The organism is Deltaproteobacteria bacterium, from assembly GCA_016874775.1.
In the GTDB taxonomy this organism is placed as follows: Bacteria; Desulfobacterota; Binatia; order Bin18; family Bin18; genus VGTJ01.
The window spans coordinates 1-15,679 of the sequence record VGTJ01000154.1 but is presented as its reverse complement, the minus strand read 5'-3'; the positions used below and the strand labels follow the sequence as shown (position 1 = coordinate 15,679).

Annotated in this window: 12 protein-coding genes; 4 read left to right on the top strand and 8 right to left on the bottom strand. The window is 53.4% G+C overall.

Annotated elements, in window-relative coordinates:
- Positions 1-167 precede the first annotated feature (167 nt).
- From FJ147_21770 to FJ147_21750, 5 genes are all read right to left on the bottom strand, one after another.
- Positions 168-2,369: a HAMP domain-containing protein gene (locus FJ147_21770; protein ID MBM4258512.1), complete on the bottom strand. Its 2,202-nt coding sequence runs from the start codon at positions 2,367-2,369 to the stop codon at positions 168-170.
- Positions 2,370-2,465: 96 nt separating this feature from the next.
- Positions 2,466-3,038: a purine-binding chemotaxis protein CheW gene (locus FJ147_21765; GenBank protein ID MBM4258511.1), complete on the bottom strand. Its 573-nt coding sequence runs from the start codon at positions 3,036-3,038 to the stop codon at positions 2,466-2,468.
- Between the two features lie 6 nt (positions 3,039-3,044).
- Positions 3,045-3,275 carry a hypothetical protein gene (locus FJ147_21760; GenBank protein MBM4258510.1) on the bottom strand — a complete coding sequence of 77 codons (231 nt, stop codon included), beginning with the start codon at positions 3,273-3,275 and terminating at the stop codon, positions 3,045-3,047.
- Complete coding sequence (locus FJ147_21755) at positions 3,276-4,658, bottom strand: protein-glutamate O-methyltransferase CheR (protein MBM4258509.1); 1,383 nt, start codon at positions 4,656-4,658, stop codon at positions 3,276-3,278. It abuts the gene before it with no gap.
- Positions 4,618-5,082 (bottom strand): purine-binding chemotaxis protein CheW, encoded by a 465-nt coding sequence (locus tag FJ147_21750; protein ID MBM4258508.1) that lies wholly within the window; start codon positions 5,080-5,082, stop codon positions 4,618-4,620. The genes FJ147_21755 and FJ147_21750 overlap by 41 nt, the downstream gene beginning before the upstream one ends.
- 412 nt (positions 5,083-5,494) lie before the next feature.
- Here FJ147_21750 and FJ147_21745 point away from each other — a divergent pair, with 412 nt between their 5' ends.
- The 4 genes from FJ147_21745 to FJ147_21730 all read left to right on the top strand — a co-directional run bounded on the left by FJ147_21745 (position 5,495) and on the right by FJ147_21730 (position 11,435).
- A complete protein-coding gene (locus tag FJ147_21745; GenBank protein ID MBM4258507.1) occupies positions 5,495-7,570 on the top strand; it encodes a hydantoinase/oxoprolinase family protein in 2,076 nt (691 codons plus the stop codon).
- Entirely contained in the window at positions 7,551-8,741 is a 1,191-nt protein-coding gene (locus tag FJ147_21740) for a hydantoinase B/oxoprolinase family protein (protein ID MBM4258506.1), read from the top strand. Before FJ147_21745 ends, FJ147_21740 begins: the two co-directional genes overlap by 20 nt.
- On the top strand, positions 8,711-10,492 hold the full coding sequence (locus FJ147_21735) for a hydantoinase B/oxoprolinase family protein (protein MBM4258505.1): 1,782 nt from the start codon (positions 8,711-8,713) through the stop codon (positions 10,490-10,492). Before FJ147_21740 ends, FJ147_21735 begins: the two co-directional genes overlap by 31 nt.
- Positions 10,493-10,568: 76 nt before the next feature.
- Positions 10,569-11,435 (top strand): MBL fold metallo-hydrolase, encoded by an 867-nt coding sequence (locus FJ147_21730; GenBank protein MBM4258504.1) that lies wholly within the window; start codon positions 10,569-10,571, stop codon positions 11,433-11,435.
- Positions 11,436-11,585: 150 nt separating this feature from the next.
- On the opposite strand, the gene FJ147_21725 is transcribed toward FJ147_21730, so the two are convergent.
- The 3 genes from FJ147_21725 to ilvB all read right to left on the bottom strand — a co-directional run bounded on the left by FJ147_21725 (position 11,586) and on the right by ilvB (position 15,323).
- On the bottom strand, positions 11,586-12,056 hold the full coding sequence (locus tag FJ147_21725) for a hypothetical protein (GenBank protein MBM4258503.1): 471 nt from the start codon (positions 12,054-12,056) through the stop codon (positions 11,586-11,588).
- 82 nt (positions 12,057-12,138) lie between these two features.
- Positions 12,139-13,257 (bottom strand): LLM class flavin-dependent oxidoreductase, encoded by a 1,119-nt coding sequence (locus FJ147_21720; protein MBM4258502.1) that lies wholly within the window; start codon positions 13,255-13,257, stop codon positions 12,139-12,141.
- Positions 13,258-13,388: 131 nt separating this feature from the next.
- Entirely contained in the window at positions 13,389-15,323 is a 1,935-nt protein-coding gene (gene ilvB, locus FJ147_21715; GenBank protein ID MBM4258501.1) for a biosynthetic-type acetolactate synthase large subunit, read from the bottom strand.
- Between the last annotated feature and the right edge of the window lie 356 nt (positions 15,324-15,679).

The window sequence follows — 15,679 nt, the reverse complement described above, 5'->3', positions numbered from 1 at the left end:
CGGCAAGGAAGTGACGAAAGAAGAACTGGCCACCCTGAAGTTGAAACCACAGGCCTTTCATGGAGAGTGGAATTATTCCTTACTCCCTCGAGCTCACAGTTGTTAAAGTTATTTTTTCTAAAATCCTAAGGCGGACGCCCCTGTCGCGAGCGTCCGCACTGGGTGTCCTAGGCATTCATGCCATTCTCACCAGCGACGAGCTTGTACCGACTCACGAGGTCTTGGAGCTGGGAGCCCGCAATTGCCAATTGCTGAGCTGCACTCTCCATCTGCCCCATCGTGTCGACATTCTGCGTGCTCGCCTCTTTGATACTATCAACCGCGGTGACCACCTGATCCATGCCAACCAGTTGTTGTTGACTGGCTGCGGCGATCTGGACAACGGCTTGGGCGGCTTCGGCGATATTTTTCGCCAGTTGCCGAATCGAACTTCCAGCCTCAACCGATTGACTCACTCCCGCTTCAACCGCCTTGGTGCCTTGCTCAGTCACTAAGACCGCTACACTTGTCGCATTTTGAATATCACTTAACAGCGTGCGCACCTGTCCGGTCGCTTGCTTGGACTGCTCAGCCAGAGTCTTCACTTCCTGTGCGACAATCGCAAAGCCTTTGCCTTGTTCCCCAGCACGGGCCGCTTCCACTGCGGCATTCAAGGCCAGCAGGTTCGATTGGTCAGCGAGGTCGGTGACCGAAGTAATGATTTCCCCAATCGCCCGACTGTGCTCACCGAGTTTGATGACGCTATCAGCAATGGATTCCATCTGCTCGCGGATCTTGTTCATGCGTTCAATCGCATCACCGACAGCTTGTTCTCCAGAGTGAGACACAGTGACCGCAGTTTGTGAACTGTCAGCCACCGTCCGCGCTTTGTGACTGGCCGCCAGAATGGTTTGTTTGAGTTCTTCCACCGTCGTGGCAGTCTCAGCTACCGCAGCAGAAGTCTCTGCCGACCCCGCCGCAACCTGTGCGATGGACGACAGAATTTCATTGGTTGCGTTGGCAAGCGAAGACACACTGTTGGTGATCTCAGTTGTCAAGTCGCGCAGTCCTCGCACCATGTTCGCGAGGGCATTCCCTAACACATCCTTATTGGACTGCGGTTTGATATTGACGGTGAGATCGCCCGCGGCAACCTGGTCCGCGACTTGCGCCATCCCTTGGAACGATGAAATCATCGTACTGAACGCACGCTCCAATCCGCCAATTTCATCTCGCCGGTTCAGGTTTTTGAGCTGGGCACTGGTATCGCCGACAGCCAATTGTCGCGCGACGTTTTCGACTTCATGCATCGGCTCAACGATGGCGCGGGTGATAAAACGCGCCAACAGCAAGGCAAGTCCCGTTCCCAACAGAACGAATACGACGAGTCTTCCCAGGATCCAGTAATCTCGGGTGATACGCGCGCTTAGCAGTTCGTCCAAGATCGGCGCGGACTTGTCAAACAGAGCAAAGACACTATCGATTCTCTTGGTGCTCCAGTCCAGATATTCCATGGCACTCATGCTCGGAGTTCCAGCCAAGAACTGCTGGTTAATTTTTTCGACCGCCTCGGCACTGGCTTTCTTGGCTTCTTGTTCGAAGCTGAGCAGAGTCTCACGGGATTTGGGATAGCGGGCATACACTTTCGCCAGAGCATCGGCAATCGAGTTTTTCTTCTGCTCGATAATGACCCGGTGGCGGAAAAACCGCTCCTGGTCCTCGCTTGTCACCGCGCGTGCAGCGCGACCAAGCACTGTTACCCCCTCGGCCCGTGCTTGTCCCAATTCTTCAGAGAGGCGGAGAACGTCGGGAAAAAGCACCACGCCCAGATAGTACGTTTCAATGTCGGGGTCCAAGGTAATGTTTGAGGTGTCACTGATTTCCACCAAGAGCGACTCTAAAAGCTCTCCGATGAGGGCACTGTGGCGTCGGAGGCTTTCCTCTGCAGATAACGTAGTCGTTTCTCTGAAGAGCGCTTGAATCTGTTGCTTATAATTCGCCCACGCTTGGCCGACACTCTCTCCAGCGCCAGTGAGGGTACTCCCAAGCTCTAGATGGACAGCATCGATGGCGAGGATGTCACTTTCGATCTCCTGCTCCTTTGCCATGCGCTTCTCTTTCGCGCTGACGTCTGCCCCAGGCGACAGGGCAACGGCAGATAAACTGCGATGCTGCTGGAGATGCTGCAGAAGGTTCCGAACCGGAACATAGTACTTCACCCCGACGATTTCTTTCTGGGCGAAGTCGATACTGAGATTTTTCTGGTAAGAAATACGGCCAAAGCCTAGGAACGCAATAACGATCGTGAAGATCGTAGACAACATAAACAGTTTCTTTGCTAAAGGCATGTCATCTAAGCGGGTCCGTAACATCTCCGTTAACTTTTTCATAACAAGCTCCTTGTCTGCTCGTAGATCGCTCTGCGTGTCCTCACACGCGTTGGTTTCTCAATCAGAAGAATGACAGTGGGTTCACATAGGTCCGTCTTACGTAACGCCGCGAACATCGAACAATATTTTCTCAGTATTGAGCACGATCATTTGTTCGTCAGTTACGCCGCGCAAATAAACAGCTCTGGTCTCAGCCACCATTGGTGGGACGGGATAAATCTTTTCGATCGATAACGCACGTATGCCCAGTGTTCCGTCGGTCAGGATTCCCACTTCTTTTCCCTGCGCCTGCAGAATAAGCACCTGGTCCCGCGCTGTCGTCACCTTGCTGGAAAACCCGAGCAAACGGTGAAGATCGATCACGGCAACCATGAGGCCGCGAACATTGATGACGCCGAGCACATGGGGACGGGCACCGGGGATACGCGTGTACTCTTTCATGCGATAGACCTCGCGCAAGAAGATCGCGTCAAACGCATAGGTCTCATCGCCAATGAGGAATTGGACAAGTTTGACCGTCGCGTTCGTCGCCTCAGTCTGTTTCGCGCGAGGGCGAGCCAAGAGACGTGCACGCGTCCGCAGAAGCTGCTGTTCGTGCTCCTCTGGGAGGAGGTCTGTTGTCGGTGTCTGAGACACTACTAGTGAAAGTCGTTGCGACTGTGTATTCATCGCTCATTACCTTTGGAGCATAGCGTTAATCAGGTCGGCGAGTCGCCCGGCGGTTAGCCCTTCCGATTCAGGGACGACTTCGTCCTGTGAGATCCGTTGCAAAATATTCAAGGCACTGGTGAGGTGACGCTTGGCTTCATTAAAACGCTTCTGTTGTAGGAAGAGGTTTCCTAACGCAAAGTGGGCAAGGACAAAGTCGGGATGGACGTAGATGGCCTGTTGCAGGGAGCGTGTCACCTATGCGAAGCATCCCAGTTCCAGCAGCACGGTTGCATAGAGGTAATACAGGCCAGCGTCAAAACGATCGTTGGCAATTGCTTTCTCACACCAGGCTCGGGCTTCGAGCGAACATCCTTGGTTGGCGTAGGCACGGGCCAACAACGTGAGCATGGCGTTATCGCGTGCGGTCATCGGAATCGAGCAGTCGGCTTCACCACACCGCGGCACGAGGAACGCAATCACTTGTTCGTAGTGCCCTTGTTCATACAAGGCACGCGCTTGTTCGTACGGTGAGACACTCTCCACGGGCATCGAGGGTGGCGAAGAAAGAACAGGGTCGAGACTGAAGTCCGGATTGACTGTCACTGTCGCAGACGAGGTCTTCTGGTCGTCAGTGCTCAGGCTCGTTGCCACAGTCATCTGCAGCGGCGTGAGAGAAGGGACTTGCCGCGGCATGTGTTGAGGGACCACGGGCGACGGAGTCGACCAGTCAGTCGGGCGGTACGAGAGTCGCGCTTTTTTCCGATAGACCGTATTGCCTTCGATCAACACTGGAACAAAAGGAAGATCGCCGAGGTAGGTCGTTTCTACCGGACTCACAATGAGCCAACCGCCGTCGACGAGACTGTCGTAGCAGCGTTCCAGTACACGCCTCGCTCGTTCGGGGGAAAAGTAAAACAACACATTGCGACAGAGGATGACGTCCATCATCTCACTGTTTGGGATGGGACTGGGATCGACAAGGTTCGCTTCGGCGAAAGTCACCATCTTTTGAATTTCTGCTCGAATGGCGAACTGCTTGTTCTCTACAGGCTGAAAAAATCGTCCCCGTATTTCCGGTGACGTGACGCGAAATGACCAGGAACTGTAGACCCCGGCTTGAGCACGACACAAGGCTTTGGGGTTCACGTCCGTCGCAAGAACGACAGGCCGCCATTCCTGGCACTGGGGAAAGGCTTGGGTCAGCGTCATCGCCAGCGTATACGGTTCCTCACCGGTGCTACAGGCTGCACTCCAGAAGCGAAGCGATTGCGTATGATCAGTCCGGTCAGCAATCAGCGATGGAAGAATCTCATTCTGGAGTATGTCCCATACTTGGGGCTCACGATAGAAGTACGTCTCTCCAATAGTGAGATACCCGGCCAGGGTTCGTACCTGATCGTTCGCGAAAGGAGAGGCGAGCAGTTGACGAACGAACGCTTCCAGATCAAGAAAGGCGAGTTCACGGGCCACAAGGCGAATTTTTCGTTCCAAGTCGGCGAGTCGCTCTGGAGGAAAGTATAAGCCCATCGCAGCTTCAATACGTTCACTCAAGCTAAGTAAGAGTTTGGTTGGCAGCGATGGGAGCATTGTCAGCCTCTTATGCCTGCAGGAGAGCGTGATTGAGGGATTGCTCCTCATCGAGAGAGAGAAACTGATCCAAGTCGTGAATAAAAATCATCCCGTCGGACAGCTTGACCACTCCCGCAAGGTGCTGCGAGCGAGGCACGATCTGTTCAGCTGTCATGATCTGTTCTGCGGAGATCTCAAGAATCTCTTGAACCGTGTCCAACACGACAATCACTGGTCGTTTTCGTGTCCGAATAACGATGAAGCGGTCATTGAGAGCAATGGGACGTTCTGGAAGGCCGAGGCGACGGCGGACATTGACCACAGGGATGACGACACCTTCAATGTCGACAACGCCCTGAACGATCTCGGGCGCATGGGGGAGCGGAGTTACTTCAACCGCACGAACGATACGTTCGACCACGCCTAAGCGTAATGCATATCGTTGCGAATCAAGCCAGCCAACAATGAGGTGATTTATCCCCTGAGTATCCATATGTGCGTTCATCTTTTCCTAGCTCTTCCACCGTAAAGGTACCCCCTCGAGCCTCCAAATACGGAACGGACGCTCACTGTAAACACCTCGGCGAACAGCAAGTGAAAGCCTTGTCACACCTCTCATCGAAGTACGAACGCTGTTGCCCACCCTCACTCGCGGCTATTTGATCAACACGGAGAAGCCAGAGGAGACTCGTACCCTTCGGTCTCTACATTAATAAACGGCTAGTCGGACAATTTCTTAAATAAAAAAAGACGACGGTCTCACTATTGCGGAACCGCCGTGGACTTCTCTCCTTGCTCGCAAAGTTTCTCGGTTCGTGCTAAGCCTCGCCCCTGGACGAATCTGAAAGCTGCACGACTCGACTCGCGCATAGGCCTAAGCCGAAACGACAAAAGGTGAGAAGGGTATGACGTCGTATACTTTGGGCATTGACGTTGGTGGCACGTTTACCGATTTGGTGTGTGCGGATGAAACCGGTCACATAGAAACCGAAAAAGTCCTCTCGACCGCTGAGAACCAAGCTCTCGGTGTTCTCTCGGGGATCGAGAAACTGGCTGGGAAATATGGCTTGCGTGGCAACGATTTGTTACGGAAGATTTCGGTGATCGTGCACGGCACGACCGTGGCAACGAACACGATGCTGGAATACAACGGCGCGAATACGGGACTCATTACTACTGCAGGTTTCCGTGACATCATCGAGATTCGCCGCAACTATAAAGAAGCGGCATTTGATATTCGTCTGCCTGCCCCGCATCCCATTGTCCCACGCCGTAAACGCTTGGGGGTGACCGAACGCATCGATGCGGAAGGCACTATTGTAAAACCCCTTGCAGAAGACGAGGTCCGAGAAGCGGTCAAACGCCTCGCGGCAATGGAGGTCGAGTCGATCGCGGTGTGTTATCTGTTCTCGTTTCTGAACCCGGTCCATGAACTGCGCACGCGTGAGATCATTCATGAGACACTGCCTGATGTATATGTCGCGTTGTCGTCTGAAGTACTACCGCAAGTGCGAGAGTTCGAGCGGCTCAGCACGACGTTAGTTGATGCGTATGTCACTCCGCGTTTACGCCGATATCTGCAACGTCTGCAAGCTGAGCTGCGCGAACGTGGCTTTGGCGGTGAGATCTTCATCATGCATGGCAATGGCGGCGTGGTTGGCATCGAACAAGCCAGTCATCATGGAGTGCAGGCGTTGTTATCCGGGCCAGCCAGTGGCGTGGTTGCTGGTGCGCATCTCGGTCAGAGTTCTGGCTTCAAGAATGTCATTACCATCGACATGGGCGGCACGAGCTTTGATGTCTGCCTGGTGCAAGATGGTCGCCCGCGCATTGGCACCGACCAATGGATGAGTCGCTATCGCGTGGCAGTGCCGTTTATCGATATTCACACCATAGGCGCAGGTGGAGGCAGTATCGCCTGGGTTGATGAAGGTGGGGCATTACGAGTCGGTCCAGAAAGTGCGCGCGCCAATCCTGGTCCAGCGTGTTATGGCTTTGGTGGACAACAACCAACGGTGACAGATGCGGATGTCGTCTTGGGATATGTCAATCCAGACTCCTTCCTCGGTGGCGAGATGCGCTTGAATGCTGACGCAGCACGTCAGGCAATTATGACCAAAGTTGCCGAGCCGTTGGGAATGAATCTGCTACAAGCTGCGAGCGGCATCTTCCGTATCGTCAATAACGGCATGAGCAACAGCGTGCGCCAAGTGTCATTGGCCAAGGGATATGATCCACGGGACTTTGCTCTGACCGCATTTGGCGGTGCTGGAGCGATCCATGCAGGCGCATTGGTCGAGCCACTGGGTATTCGTACCATTCTGGTGCCGAAGAATACCGCGCCAATGCTGTGCGCGTTAGGCGATCTGCTGTCGGATTTACGGGTCAGTCGTGTACGCAGCTTCTATGCACGTGGGAGTACCATCGACCTGAAGAGTATGAACGAGTTATATCAGCGCATGCGTGCTGAAGCAGACGAGGCACTTGGTGCGCAGCGAGCGCATCTCCAGGGAATCATCACCCAGCTTGCCGTAGAAATGCGTTACGTCGGTCAGACCCACGAAGTCACCGTACCGATTTCCAATAGTGATGGCATGATCAGCGCGACGGATATGAGCGCGGCGATTCGCGGCTTTCATGAACTCCACAAGCAGTTATATACCTTTAACAAGCCCGAAGATGATGTCGAAGTCCTGAGTGTCCAACTCGATCTCGTTGGCGTACGTATCAAACCGGTCCTGCAAACCGTGCCACGACAAGGCGGCGATCCTCAACCAGCGCTCAAAGGCAAACGTCCGGTGTACTCGCCGCTTGCCCAGGACTTCGTGGAGACCAACATTTATGACGGGAATCGCATGATGGCAGGAAATATTATCGAAGGTCCGGCTGTGATTGAAGAAAAGGCAACATCGATTGTGATTTTTCCTGGTCAGCGAGCGACGCTCGCTGACCATCTGACCTATGTCATCGAGGTGCTGTGATATGGCAGCTATCGCAAAACCACAACAGCAGTCACTGCAGAGCAGTCTTGCAGCTATCACTGCACGTATGCGTTCAACGATTCTGCGCGCACTCACATCGCGCGCGCTGGTTGATCGCCGCCACGTCACGTGCGCGATAGCTTCTGCTGATGCAAAGATTGTTCAGGTCGATAATCCTGCGCGGTTGGTTGTTACTGACGCAGTGTTGCACGCGGTACTCGCAGCCTTTGATGGTAAGCTATCTGACGGTGATGTTGTCCTCACCAATGACCCTTTCTCCGGCGGTACACATTTACAGGATGCAACGTTAGTTACGCCAATCTTTCTCAGGAAAAAGTTAGTTGGGTATGGCATCGCCCAAGTACCGCTCGCGGACATTGGCGGTCAGTCGCTTGGAGGCTATTATCCGTTCGCTCTGGAAATCTGGGCTGAAGGGGTTCGCGTCACTCCGGTCAAGTTCTATCGTGGTAGGCAGATACAGCGTGATGCACTCACGATGCTATTGCTGAACAGTCGCTTGCCGCATTTGATCGAAAAAGATGTGGAGATCGTGGTTGGTGTGTTGAATCAGTGCAAAACCGACGTCAAATCTCTCGTGACTCAATACACAACAGCAGACTATACACGGGAAGTGCAGGATCTTCTCGCTGACACAGAAGCACAAGCACGTCGAGCAATTCAAACGTTTGCGTTCGGCAAGGGGTACGGCCAGAGCGTACCCATTCATTCGTGCTTGGAGGAAAAAGAGTTTCGCGTTGTGACACGTCTATCGATAGTTGATGGCACCGTGAGAATAGACTTCTCAGACACCTCACCTACAGCCAAAGGCTTTATCAATGCAACCGCGACAACCACGAAAGCTGCAGCACTCATGCCATTCTTGGGCCTGTGGCCGTCGCTGTTCGTAAACTCAGGATTGTTAAGCGTGTTTTCGTGTGTCATTCCTGAAGGAAGCTTGCTCAACGCCAAAGTGCCACAGTCGGTGGGGTGGTCAGTGTACGAACCAAGTTTAACAGTCGCGTATGGAATAGATGCCCACATACAACAAGCGCAATTAGCATACGTATCCGTACCCCAGGTAACGAATACTTTCTCGCCTCCTGCCCTACCCTTTATGATCACAGGTTGTGGGCGTCCGGGATGTCCGTTTCCCTCTCTGCCACGTGCATAAGGAGTATACCTATGGTCGATCGTATTACCGCTCTTGTGGTGAAGGATTCATTAGAAGCCATCTCCGAAGAAATGAGCAAAACAGTCGAACGGACTGCCGTGCATCCTCTGTTTAATGAGGTGCATGACTACTCGACCGGCGTGTTCTTCTACGATGGTAGTAACGTCCGTCTCGTAGCGCGCGCCACGGCGATTCCCGTACATATCTTTGCTTCGATTCTCTCAGTCGAAGCCTTGATGAACACTTTTCGTGACGATCTGCACGAAGGTGACATCGTCATGCTCAATGATCCGTATTATGGCGGGACGCATCATGCCGACTGGACGGTAATGAAACCGGTCTTCTTTGAAGGCAAGCCAGTGCTGTTTCCTTCGGTACGAGCACACATGGCCGATTTTGGTGGACCGGTGGCTGGTGGCTATAACCCAGAAGCCAAGGACATCTGGCAAGAAGCGCTACGTATTCCACCAATCAAACTCTTTGAGAAAGGCGTTCTCCGCCACGATATTTTGGAGTGGATTCTTGCCAACTCGCGTATTCCTAACGTCTTGCGTGGCGACCTGGCAGCGATGTTTGGCGCGTGTAATCTCGCTGAGCAGCGTATCAGAGCGTTGTTTACCAAGTATGGTGGTGAAGTCGTCAATGAAAGTATCGAGTACACACTCGACTACGCTGAGAAACGCTTTCGTGCGGAAGTCGCCAAGTGGCCGGACGGCGTCTATGAAGCGACTTCGACTCTAGACCACGATAGTCAAGGCACGCACGATTTACAGGTCAAAGCGACGGTGACGATCAACGGTTCAGACCTCAGTGTCGATTTCGCAGGTTCCAGTCCCGAGACCCCCGGGTTTGTGAACAGTCCGTTTGGCAATACTGCGTCGTGGGTGTTTACCGCCCTATGTGCTGTGTTACCGGAAGATATTCCCGTCAACTCTGGGGTGTTCCGTGCGGTGAAAATCACTGCACCCGAAGGCACGGTCGTGAACCCGTTACCGCCAGCGCCCTGCATGTTCAGTACGGTCGTCATTGGTGGTGATGTCGGCACCGCGACGATGCGAGCACTCGCCCAAGCGGTTCCCGAGAAGGCAGGCGCAGTGTCTCTCAATTATTGTCTCTGCACGACCTATGGCCATGACTCACGCTATAACTCGATGTTTGTCACGATTGAGTATGGCAATACGCTCGTTGCTGCGAGTGGTACGAGAGGGTGTGATGGCTGGGGTGGATGGCCAGCGCCAATGTGTGGACTGATTTACTCTACTGTCGAGATGAGCGAAATTCAGTTCCCGTTCCGCTATCACCAGTATGAATATGTTTCGGATACAGCCGCCCCCGGCCAATGGCGTGGTGTTCCTGGTTTCGCCATGAAACGCGAGAGCGTGCGAGACACCTCGATTCTCAATGTCGCGCTCACAGGGGTACGTCATACCTCTCCAGGATTTGCGGGTGGCAAAGATGGAGCGAGCAGCCGTTATGTTCTCAATTGGGGAACTGACCATGAAGAAGAAGTCCTCGAATCTGCTGCCAACCGCCCCTCACCTCCTGGGACGATTATTGCCACGTTTAAAGGTGGTGGCGGCGGTTGGGGCGATCCATTCGCCCGTGACCCACACAAGGTGTTAGATGACGTACTAGACGAGCACGTCAGTATCGAACAGGCAGAGAAACAGTATGGTGTGGTCATTGACCAGCACACGCTAAAGCTGGATATAGAAGAGACCATTCGTTGTCGAGCACGAATGGCGAAGTAGTGCCCCCATGTAGTGCAAATGGGTTTCTTTTGCTAAGGAGTCGATCTTCAGCAATCCATTACAGGAGGAGAAAGCTATGAAATGGAAAGTCGGTGATGTCACGATTACGAAGATCACAGAAATCGTGTATCCGGAATTTTCTGATGTCCTTCCCGCAGCAACGCCAGAGTACGTGAAGAACGTAAAGTGGCTGTTCCCACATTTCGTCACTCCAGAGGGAAAACTCACTCTAAGTATTCATTCGCTGATTGTGGACACGCCCACAGCGAAACTCGTGGTGGATACCTGTATCGGTAATGATCGCAACCGCGATCCGATGGGAATCATGAGCAATCTCAACACCTCTTACCTCGAAGATATGAAAGCGGCAGGCTATCCGCCTGAGAGCATTAATTACGTGCTCTGCACACATTTACATCTCGACCACGTCGGCTGGAACACACGGCTGCAAAACGGCAAGTGGGTCCCGACCTTCCCCAAGGCGCAGTACATCATGGAGAAGAAGGAACTCGATTTCTTCGGCAATATTGATCCCAATGCCAAAGAAGATTTCTTTCAGGTACAACGCCGCGTCTGGGCTGATTCGGTCAAGCCAGTGCTCGATGCAGGCTTAGCAAAACCAATTGAAGGATCACCGAAAATTTGTGAAGGAGTCCGGTTGATTCCCACTCCTGGTCATACACCGGGGCATTGTTCGGTCATCATCGAGTCCAAGGGCGCGTCAGCCATGATTACCGGTGACTTCATTCATCACCCGGTACAATTCCACGATCCAGGCATCGCGACGCCGTTTGATGTCGATAATAACGCCGCGATCGCGACACGTCGCCGTGTCTTTGCTGAATATGCCGATACGCCAACGTTGATTATCGGAACGCATTTCGCTGGCCCAACGGCTGGGAAATTAGTGAAAGACGGAGATGGGTACCGGTTGGTGGTGTAATGAAAGATTAATCTCACGATGTGTCACCCTGAGTGAAACGAAGGGTCTCTCAGAGAGATTCTTCGCTCCGCTCAGAATGACACGGCCAACAGGCGCAAGAAGCGCACACGAACGAATAGCCTTCTGGTCCGTATTTACGACGGGATTACTTCAGGCCCGTGCCGCCTCCGCTGCCGCACGTCGCATCAGATCCTGCATCTTCTGCATTCCTTCTGTGGTCGACATGTCACATTCAACCGGCCCATCGGGCCCGTCGAGCAATGTCACAAACGCGGCTTTGTGATTACTGAAAATTTCGAAGGTCGTGCAGCCCTCAGGGCCTGCAATGTGTGGCCCATAGGCAATACCAGGTTCGCTGATCATCACATCGCCCGGCTTCAAGATGCGGTCACCCACATCTAATGTCCCGTGAGTGACAACCTCAAAGCGGTAACAGTCATGGGCGTGGCGTGGCAGCACCCAGCCTGGCCCCATGCGCAAGGCAACAACTGTCGGCGGGTTATCTTTCTTTTCACCAAGCTCAAAATACGCGAGCCCGGTGATACCTTTCCCGATGACAGGTTCTAACTCCTTCGGACAGCGGGCCCAGAATTGCGGATCATTCATTGATATGAAGGGCATTAGGGTAGTGTTCCTTTCTGGGAGCGCGACCGTCTCGGACGCTCCCTGTGCGGGCGGGACGCCCGCGCTCCCAGGATAGAGCTCACGCTGCCACGTACTGCCGGGCGTCGAACTCAGCCGGGTCTTTCAGTGGCTCAGTTTGCCACTTCTTGACCTCTGGCAATACTTTCTTGGCAAACAAGTTTAGACTCTTCTCCACATCAGCGAACGGCATGCCGCCGTAGCTGAAATTGAGCATGAACCCGTTGGCATCGATCATCGTCTTGATCGTCGACAACTTTTCCAGCACTTGGTCAGGTGTGCCCCACGGCATGAGCTTGGCAAAATCCAAGGCAGCCGTATCAGCGCCGTGTTTACCAATATATTTGGTAATCATGCGATACGATTCATAGCTCTTATGGGTGCCAAAGTGCTCTGCGGTCATTTCATAATGCTTGATAACCGTCTTGTAATTGCTGGTGAGCCACTTCATCGCCATCTCTTCAGCGCGATCTTTATTCTCGTCAACAAAGACGAATCCACCGCTGAGCGGCTTCGGCGCTGGCGTATCACCATGATATTGCTTCCAGGCCGCGTGATAGACCTCGAAATCCTTTTTCACCGCATCCCACGGCTTTTGCGGAATGACCAAGAGCCCGACGCCGAGCTTCGCCATAATCGGTGACGAATCCGGCGAGACCGCCGCCGCATAAGTGCGACCACGGAAGGATTTGAATGGGAATGGACGAATCTCACGGCGCGGCTGATTGGTATGTTGACCGCCTTGCATGTAGCCTTTCTCAAGCGCTTCCAAGATCAGCTCGGCATGTTCAACGAACAGTGCACGTCCTTCATTCTGATCAAGACGAAAGCCTTCATACTCAATACGCGCAAGCCCACGACCAATGCCTAAAATGAATCGACCATTCGAGAGGTGATCTAAGACTGACACATGTTCAGCCACGCGAATCGGATCATGCCACGGCAACACGATCACCATCGAACCCAGCTTTGCGGTCTTCGTCCGCCCAGCCATATAGGTCAGGAACTGCACCGGATCGGGGCACATAGTGTAATCATCAAAGTGATGCTCAATCGCCCAGACCGAGTCGAATCCCAGCGGTTCAGCCATCTCCGCGAAACGGACTTCGTTCTGCCATATTTCGCGATCAGATAACTGGTTGTTTGGATTTTGAAAAACTGCGCCGTATCCTACGTGCATAACGCCCTCCTTAGATATAATTGCGATTAGTGTTGCCTTACTGTACTTGATTTAGCTGCCGATGACTACCTGCGGTGGCGTGCGACACCCCTGGCAATGGAGTGCAGCCTAACGGGTTTGCCGCTCTCTGGCTAGATGTTCGAGCCTTGCTTACCACTGGACGAATCTTTCTTGAGGTCGGCCTCAGACATAATGATGTCCTTGTAGGTCGCACCTGCCGGAATCATGGGATACACATTCTCCTCAGGCCGAACGATAATGTCTAGCAGATACGGCTCACGCGGGTCAGCGAGCATGCGCGCATACGCTGCAGGGAGGTCTTCTTTGTTGGTGACTCGCTCTGCTTTGACACGGTAGCCGTGAGCAATGGCCAGAAAGTCCGGATAGATATCGATTTCTTCAGGTCGTTTGACCGCCGTGGTGGGGTCACTCAGGCTGCTCTCGGCGCGCCGTCCTTTGTAGATCATATCTTGCCACTGCCGTACCATCCCTAACCACTGGTTATTGATGACAACCACTTTGACACCGAGTTCGTAGCGATGGCAGGTGCTCAATTCGTGGATGGTCATGTTGAGACTCCCGTCCCCATCGATATCGATGACCATGCGCTCCGGGCAACCAATCTTCGCACCAATTGCAGCGGGTAAGCCAAAGCCCATGGTGCCAAACCCAGAGCTGCTCAAGAACGACCGCGACTGGCGCGCGAGATAATGCTGCATCGCCCACATCTGATGCTGGCCCACGCCAAGTGTTATCAAAGCATCACCCTTGGTGATCTGACTGAGCAGAGCAATGGCGTATTGCGGGGAGAGTTCAGCACTGTCTGTAACTGCGAGAGGATAACGATGCTTCAGATCTGTGACGTAATCCACCCAATCGCGATAATCACCCGGTTGTACATTTTCGAGCAGTTGCTGTAGCGCAGCGCGCAAGTCAGCACAGATAGGGAGAGTCACAGGTTTATTCTTGTTCAGTTCATTGCGATCGACATCAATATGAATAATCGTGCCGTGCTTGATAAACTCACTCACTTTCCCGGTCACGCGGTCATCAAAACGGACACCGATCGCCAGAACCAAATCTGCCTCATTAATGGCAACATTGGCATATTTGGTGCCGTGCATACCAAGGACGTGCAATGACAACGGATGATCTGGCGGGAAGACTCCAAGCCCCATGATTGTCGTCGTCACCGGACAGCCGAGCTTTTCCGCAAGCTGCAGTAACAGTCCCTGGGTATCAGAACTCGTCACTCCGCCACCAACGTACAGAATCGGTCGCCGCGCAGTACGCAAAAGTTGACAACACACATCGAGCTGAGATGAGGAAATCTCCCCCACCGGTGGCTCTGGCGGAGCAATCTCTGCCGGCATTCGCGGTGGCGTATACTTTCCTTCTGGGTCACGCGGATAGTGTTGTTGCACATCTTTAGGAATATCGATGAGGACCGGGCCGGGACGGTTCCCTCCTGCCAGCGCGAAGGCTTGCCTCACCACCGTTGGAATACTTGCCACACTATCGACGAGGAAACTCTTCTTGGTAATCGGCTGGGTAATCGAGACGATGTCTACCTCTTGAAAGGCATTCTTGCCGAGCAAGTGCGAAGGCACGTTGCCTGTAATAGCGACGATCGGCACTGAATCACTGTTCGCATCAGCGATGCCCGTAACAAGATTCGTCGCCCCCGGACCAGAAGTTGCCAGACACACACCGACTTTGCCAGTCGCACGGGCAAATCCTTCCGCCGCATGGGCGGCACCTTGTTCATGTTCGACACGAATGCAACGGATGTCATATTCTTGCAGGACATCGAAAATCTCTAAGTTCGCCCCGCCCGGATAGCCGAACAACACATCAACTCCCTCAAGTTTGAGGCACTGGGCGAGAATCTGCGCACCACGCAACGCATGCGCACGATCTTCCGGGTTAATCTCCGACAATGTCGCCCCGAGGATCGTCGGTACGTCTTCGTACGTAACACGATCGACACTGTTGACAGCAGGTGGTTGAGATCGAGGCAGACTCGCCTCAGGACGTTGTTGTTTGGCCGGCTTAGCGGTACTCATTTCTGTGTATACTCCACAACGGTGACATCTCCACGAGACTGAGCACTGTACCAGTGATCGAGGACGAATGCATCACGACCTCAATCGAACCACAAGACATTGGGACACTGCCCGTAGCGTGCGCACAGCGCACGCTACAGACTCATCCTGTGCGATCCACGTATACGAATGTCATGAGGCAGGTCATACCGGGAACAATTAACCTAAGGCGGTGGCAGGAAACAACTTACCGCAATAGTGATTGACCGGAGTGGAGAGCCTCTGCACAAGAGCAGGGATGAGAGACGAGACCATTGTGTGCTGGCTTCGGTCTAAGTATCGAAGTCTGGTCGAAGAGCTGGATGAACGCGGGCGAC

Excerpts from the sequence above, each read along its gene's own strand:
- FJ147_21770 (MBM4258512.1), bottom strand. The coding sequence starts at position 2,369 with ATGAAAAAGTTAACGGAGATGTTACGGACCCGCTTAGATGACATGCCT.
- FJ147_21765 (MBM4258511.1), bottom strand. The coding sequence starts at position 3,038 with ATGAATACACAGTCGCAACGACTTTCACTAGTAGTGTCTCAGACACCG.
- FJ147_21755 (MBM4258509.1), bottom strand. The coding sequence starts at position 4,658 with ATGAGGAGCAATCCCTCAATCACGCTCTCCTGCAGGCATAAGAGGCTG.
- FJ147_21750 (MBM4258508.1), bottom strand. The coding sequence starts at position 5,082 with ATGGATACTCAGGGGATAAATCACCTCATTGTTGGCTGGCTTGATTCG.
- FJ147_21745 (MBM4258507.1), top strand. The coding sequence starts at position 5,495 with ATGACGTCGTATACTTTGGGCATTGACGTTGGTGGCACGTTTACCGAT.
- FJ147_21740 (MBM4258506.1), top strand. The coding sequence starts at position 7,551 with ATGTCATCGAGGTGCTGTGATATGGCAGCTATCGCAAAACCACAACAG.
- FJ147_21735 (MBM4258505.1), top strand. The coding sequence starts at position 8,711 with ATGTCCGTTTCCCTCTCTGCCACGTGCATAAGGAGTATACCTATGGTC.
- FJ147_21730 (MBM4258504.1), top strand. The coding sequence starts at position 10,569 with ATGAAATGGAAAGTCGGTGATGTCACGATTACGAAGATCACAGAAATC.
- FJ147_21725 (MBM4258503.1), bottom strand. The coding sequence starts at position 12,056 with ATGCCCTTCATATCAATGAATGATCCGCAATTCTGGGCCCGCTGTCCG.
- FJ147_21720 (MBM4258502.1), bottom strand. The coding sequence starts at position 13,257 with ATGCACGTAGGATACGGCGCAGTTTTTCAAAATCCAAACAACCAGTTA.
- ilvB (MBM4258501.1), bottom strand. The coding sequence starts at position 15,323 with ATGAGTACCGCTAAGCCGGCCAAACAACAACGTCCTGAGGCGAGTCTG.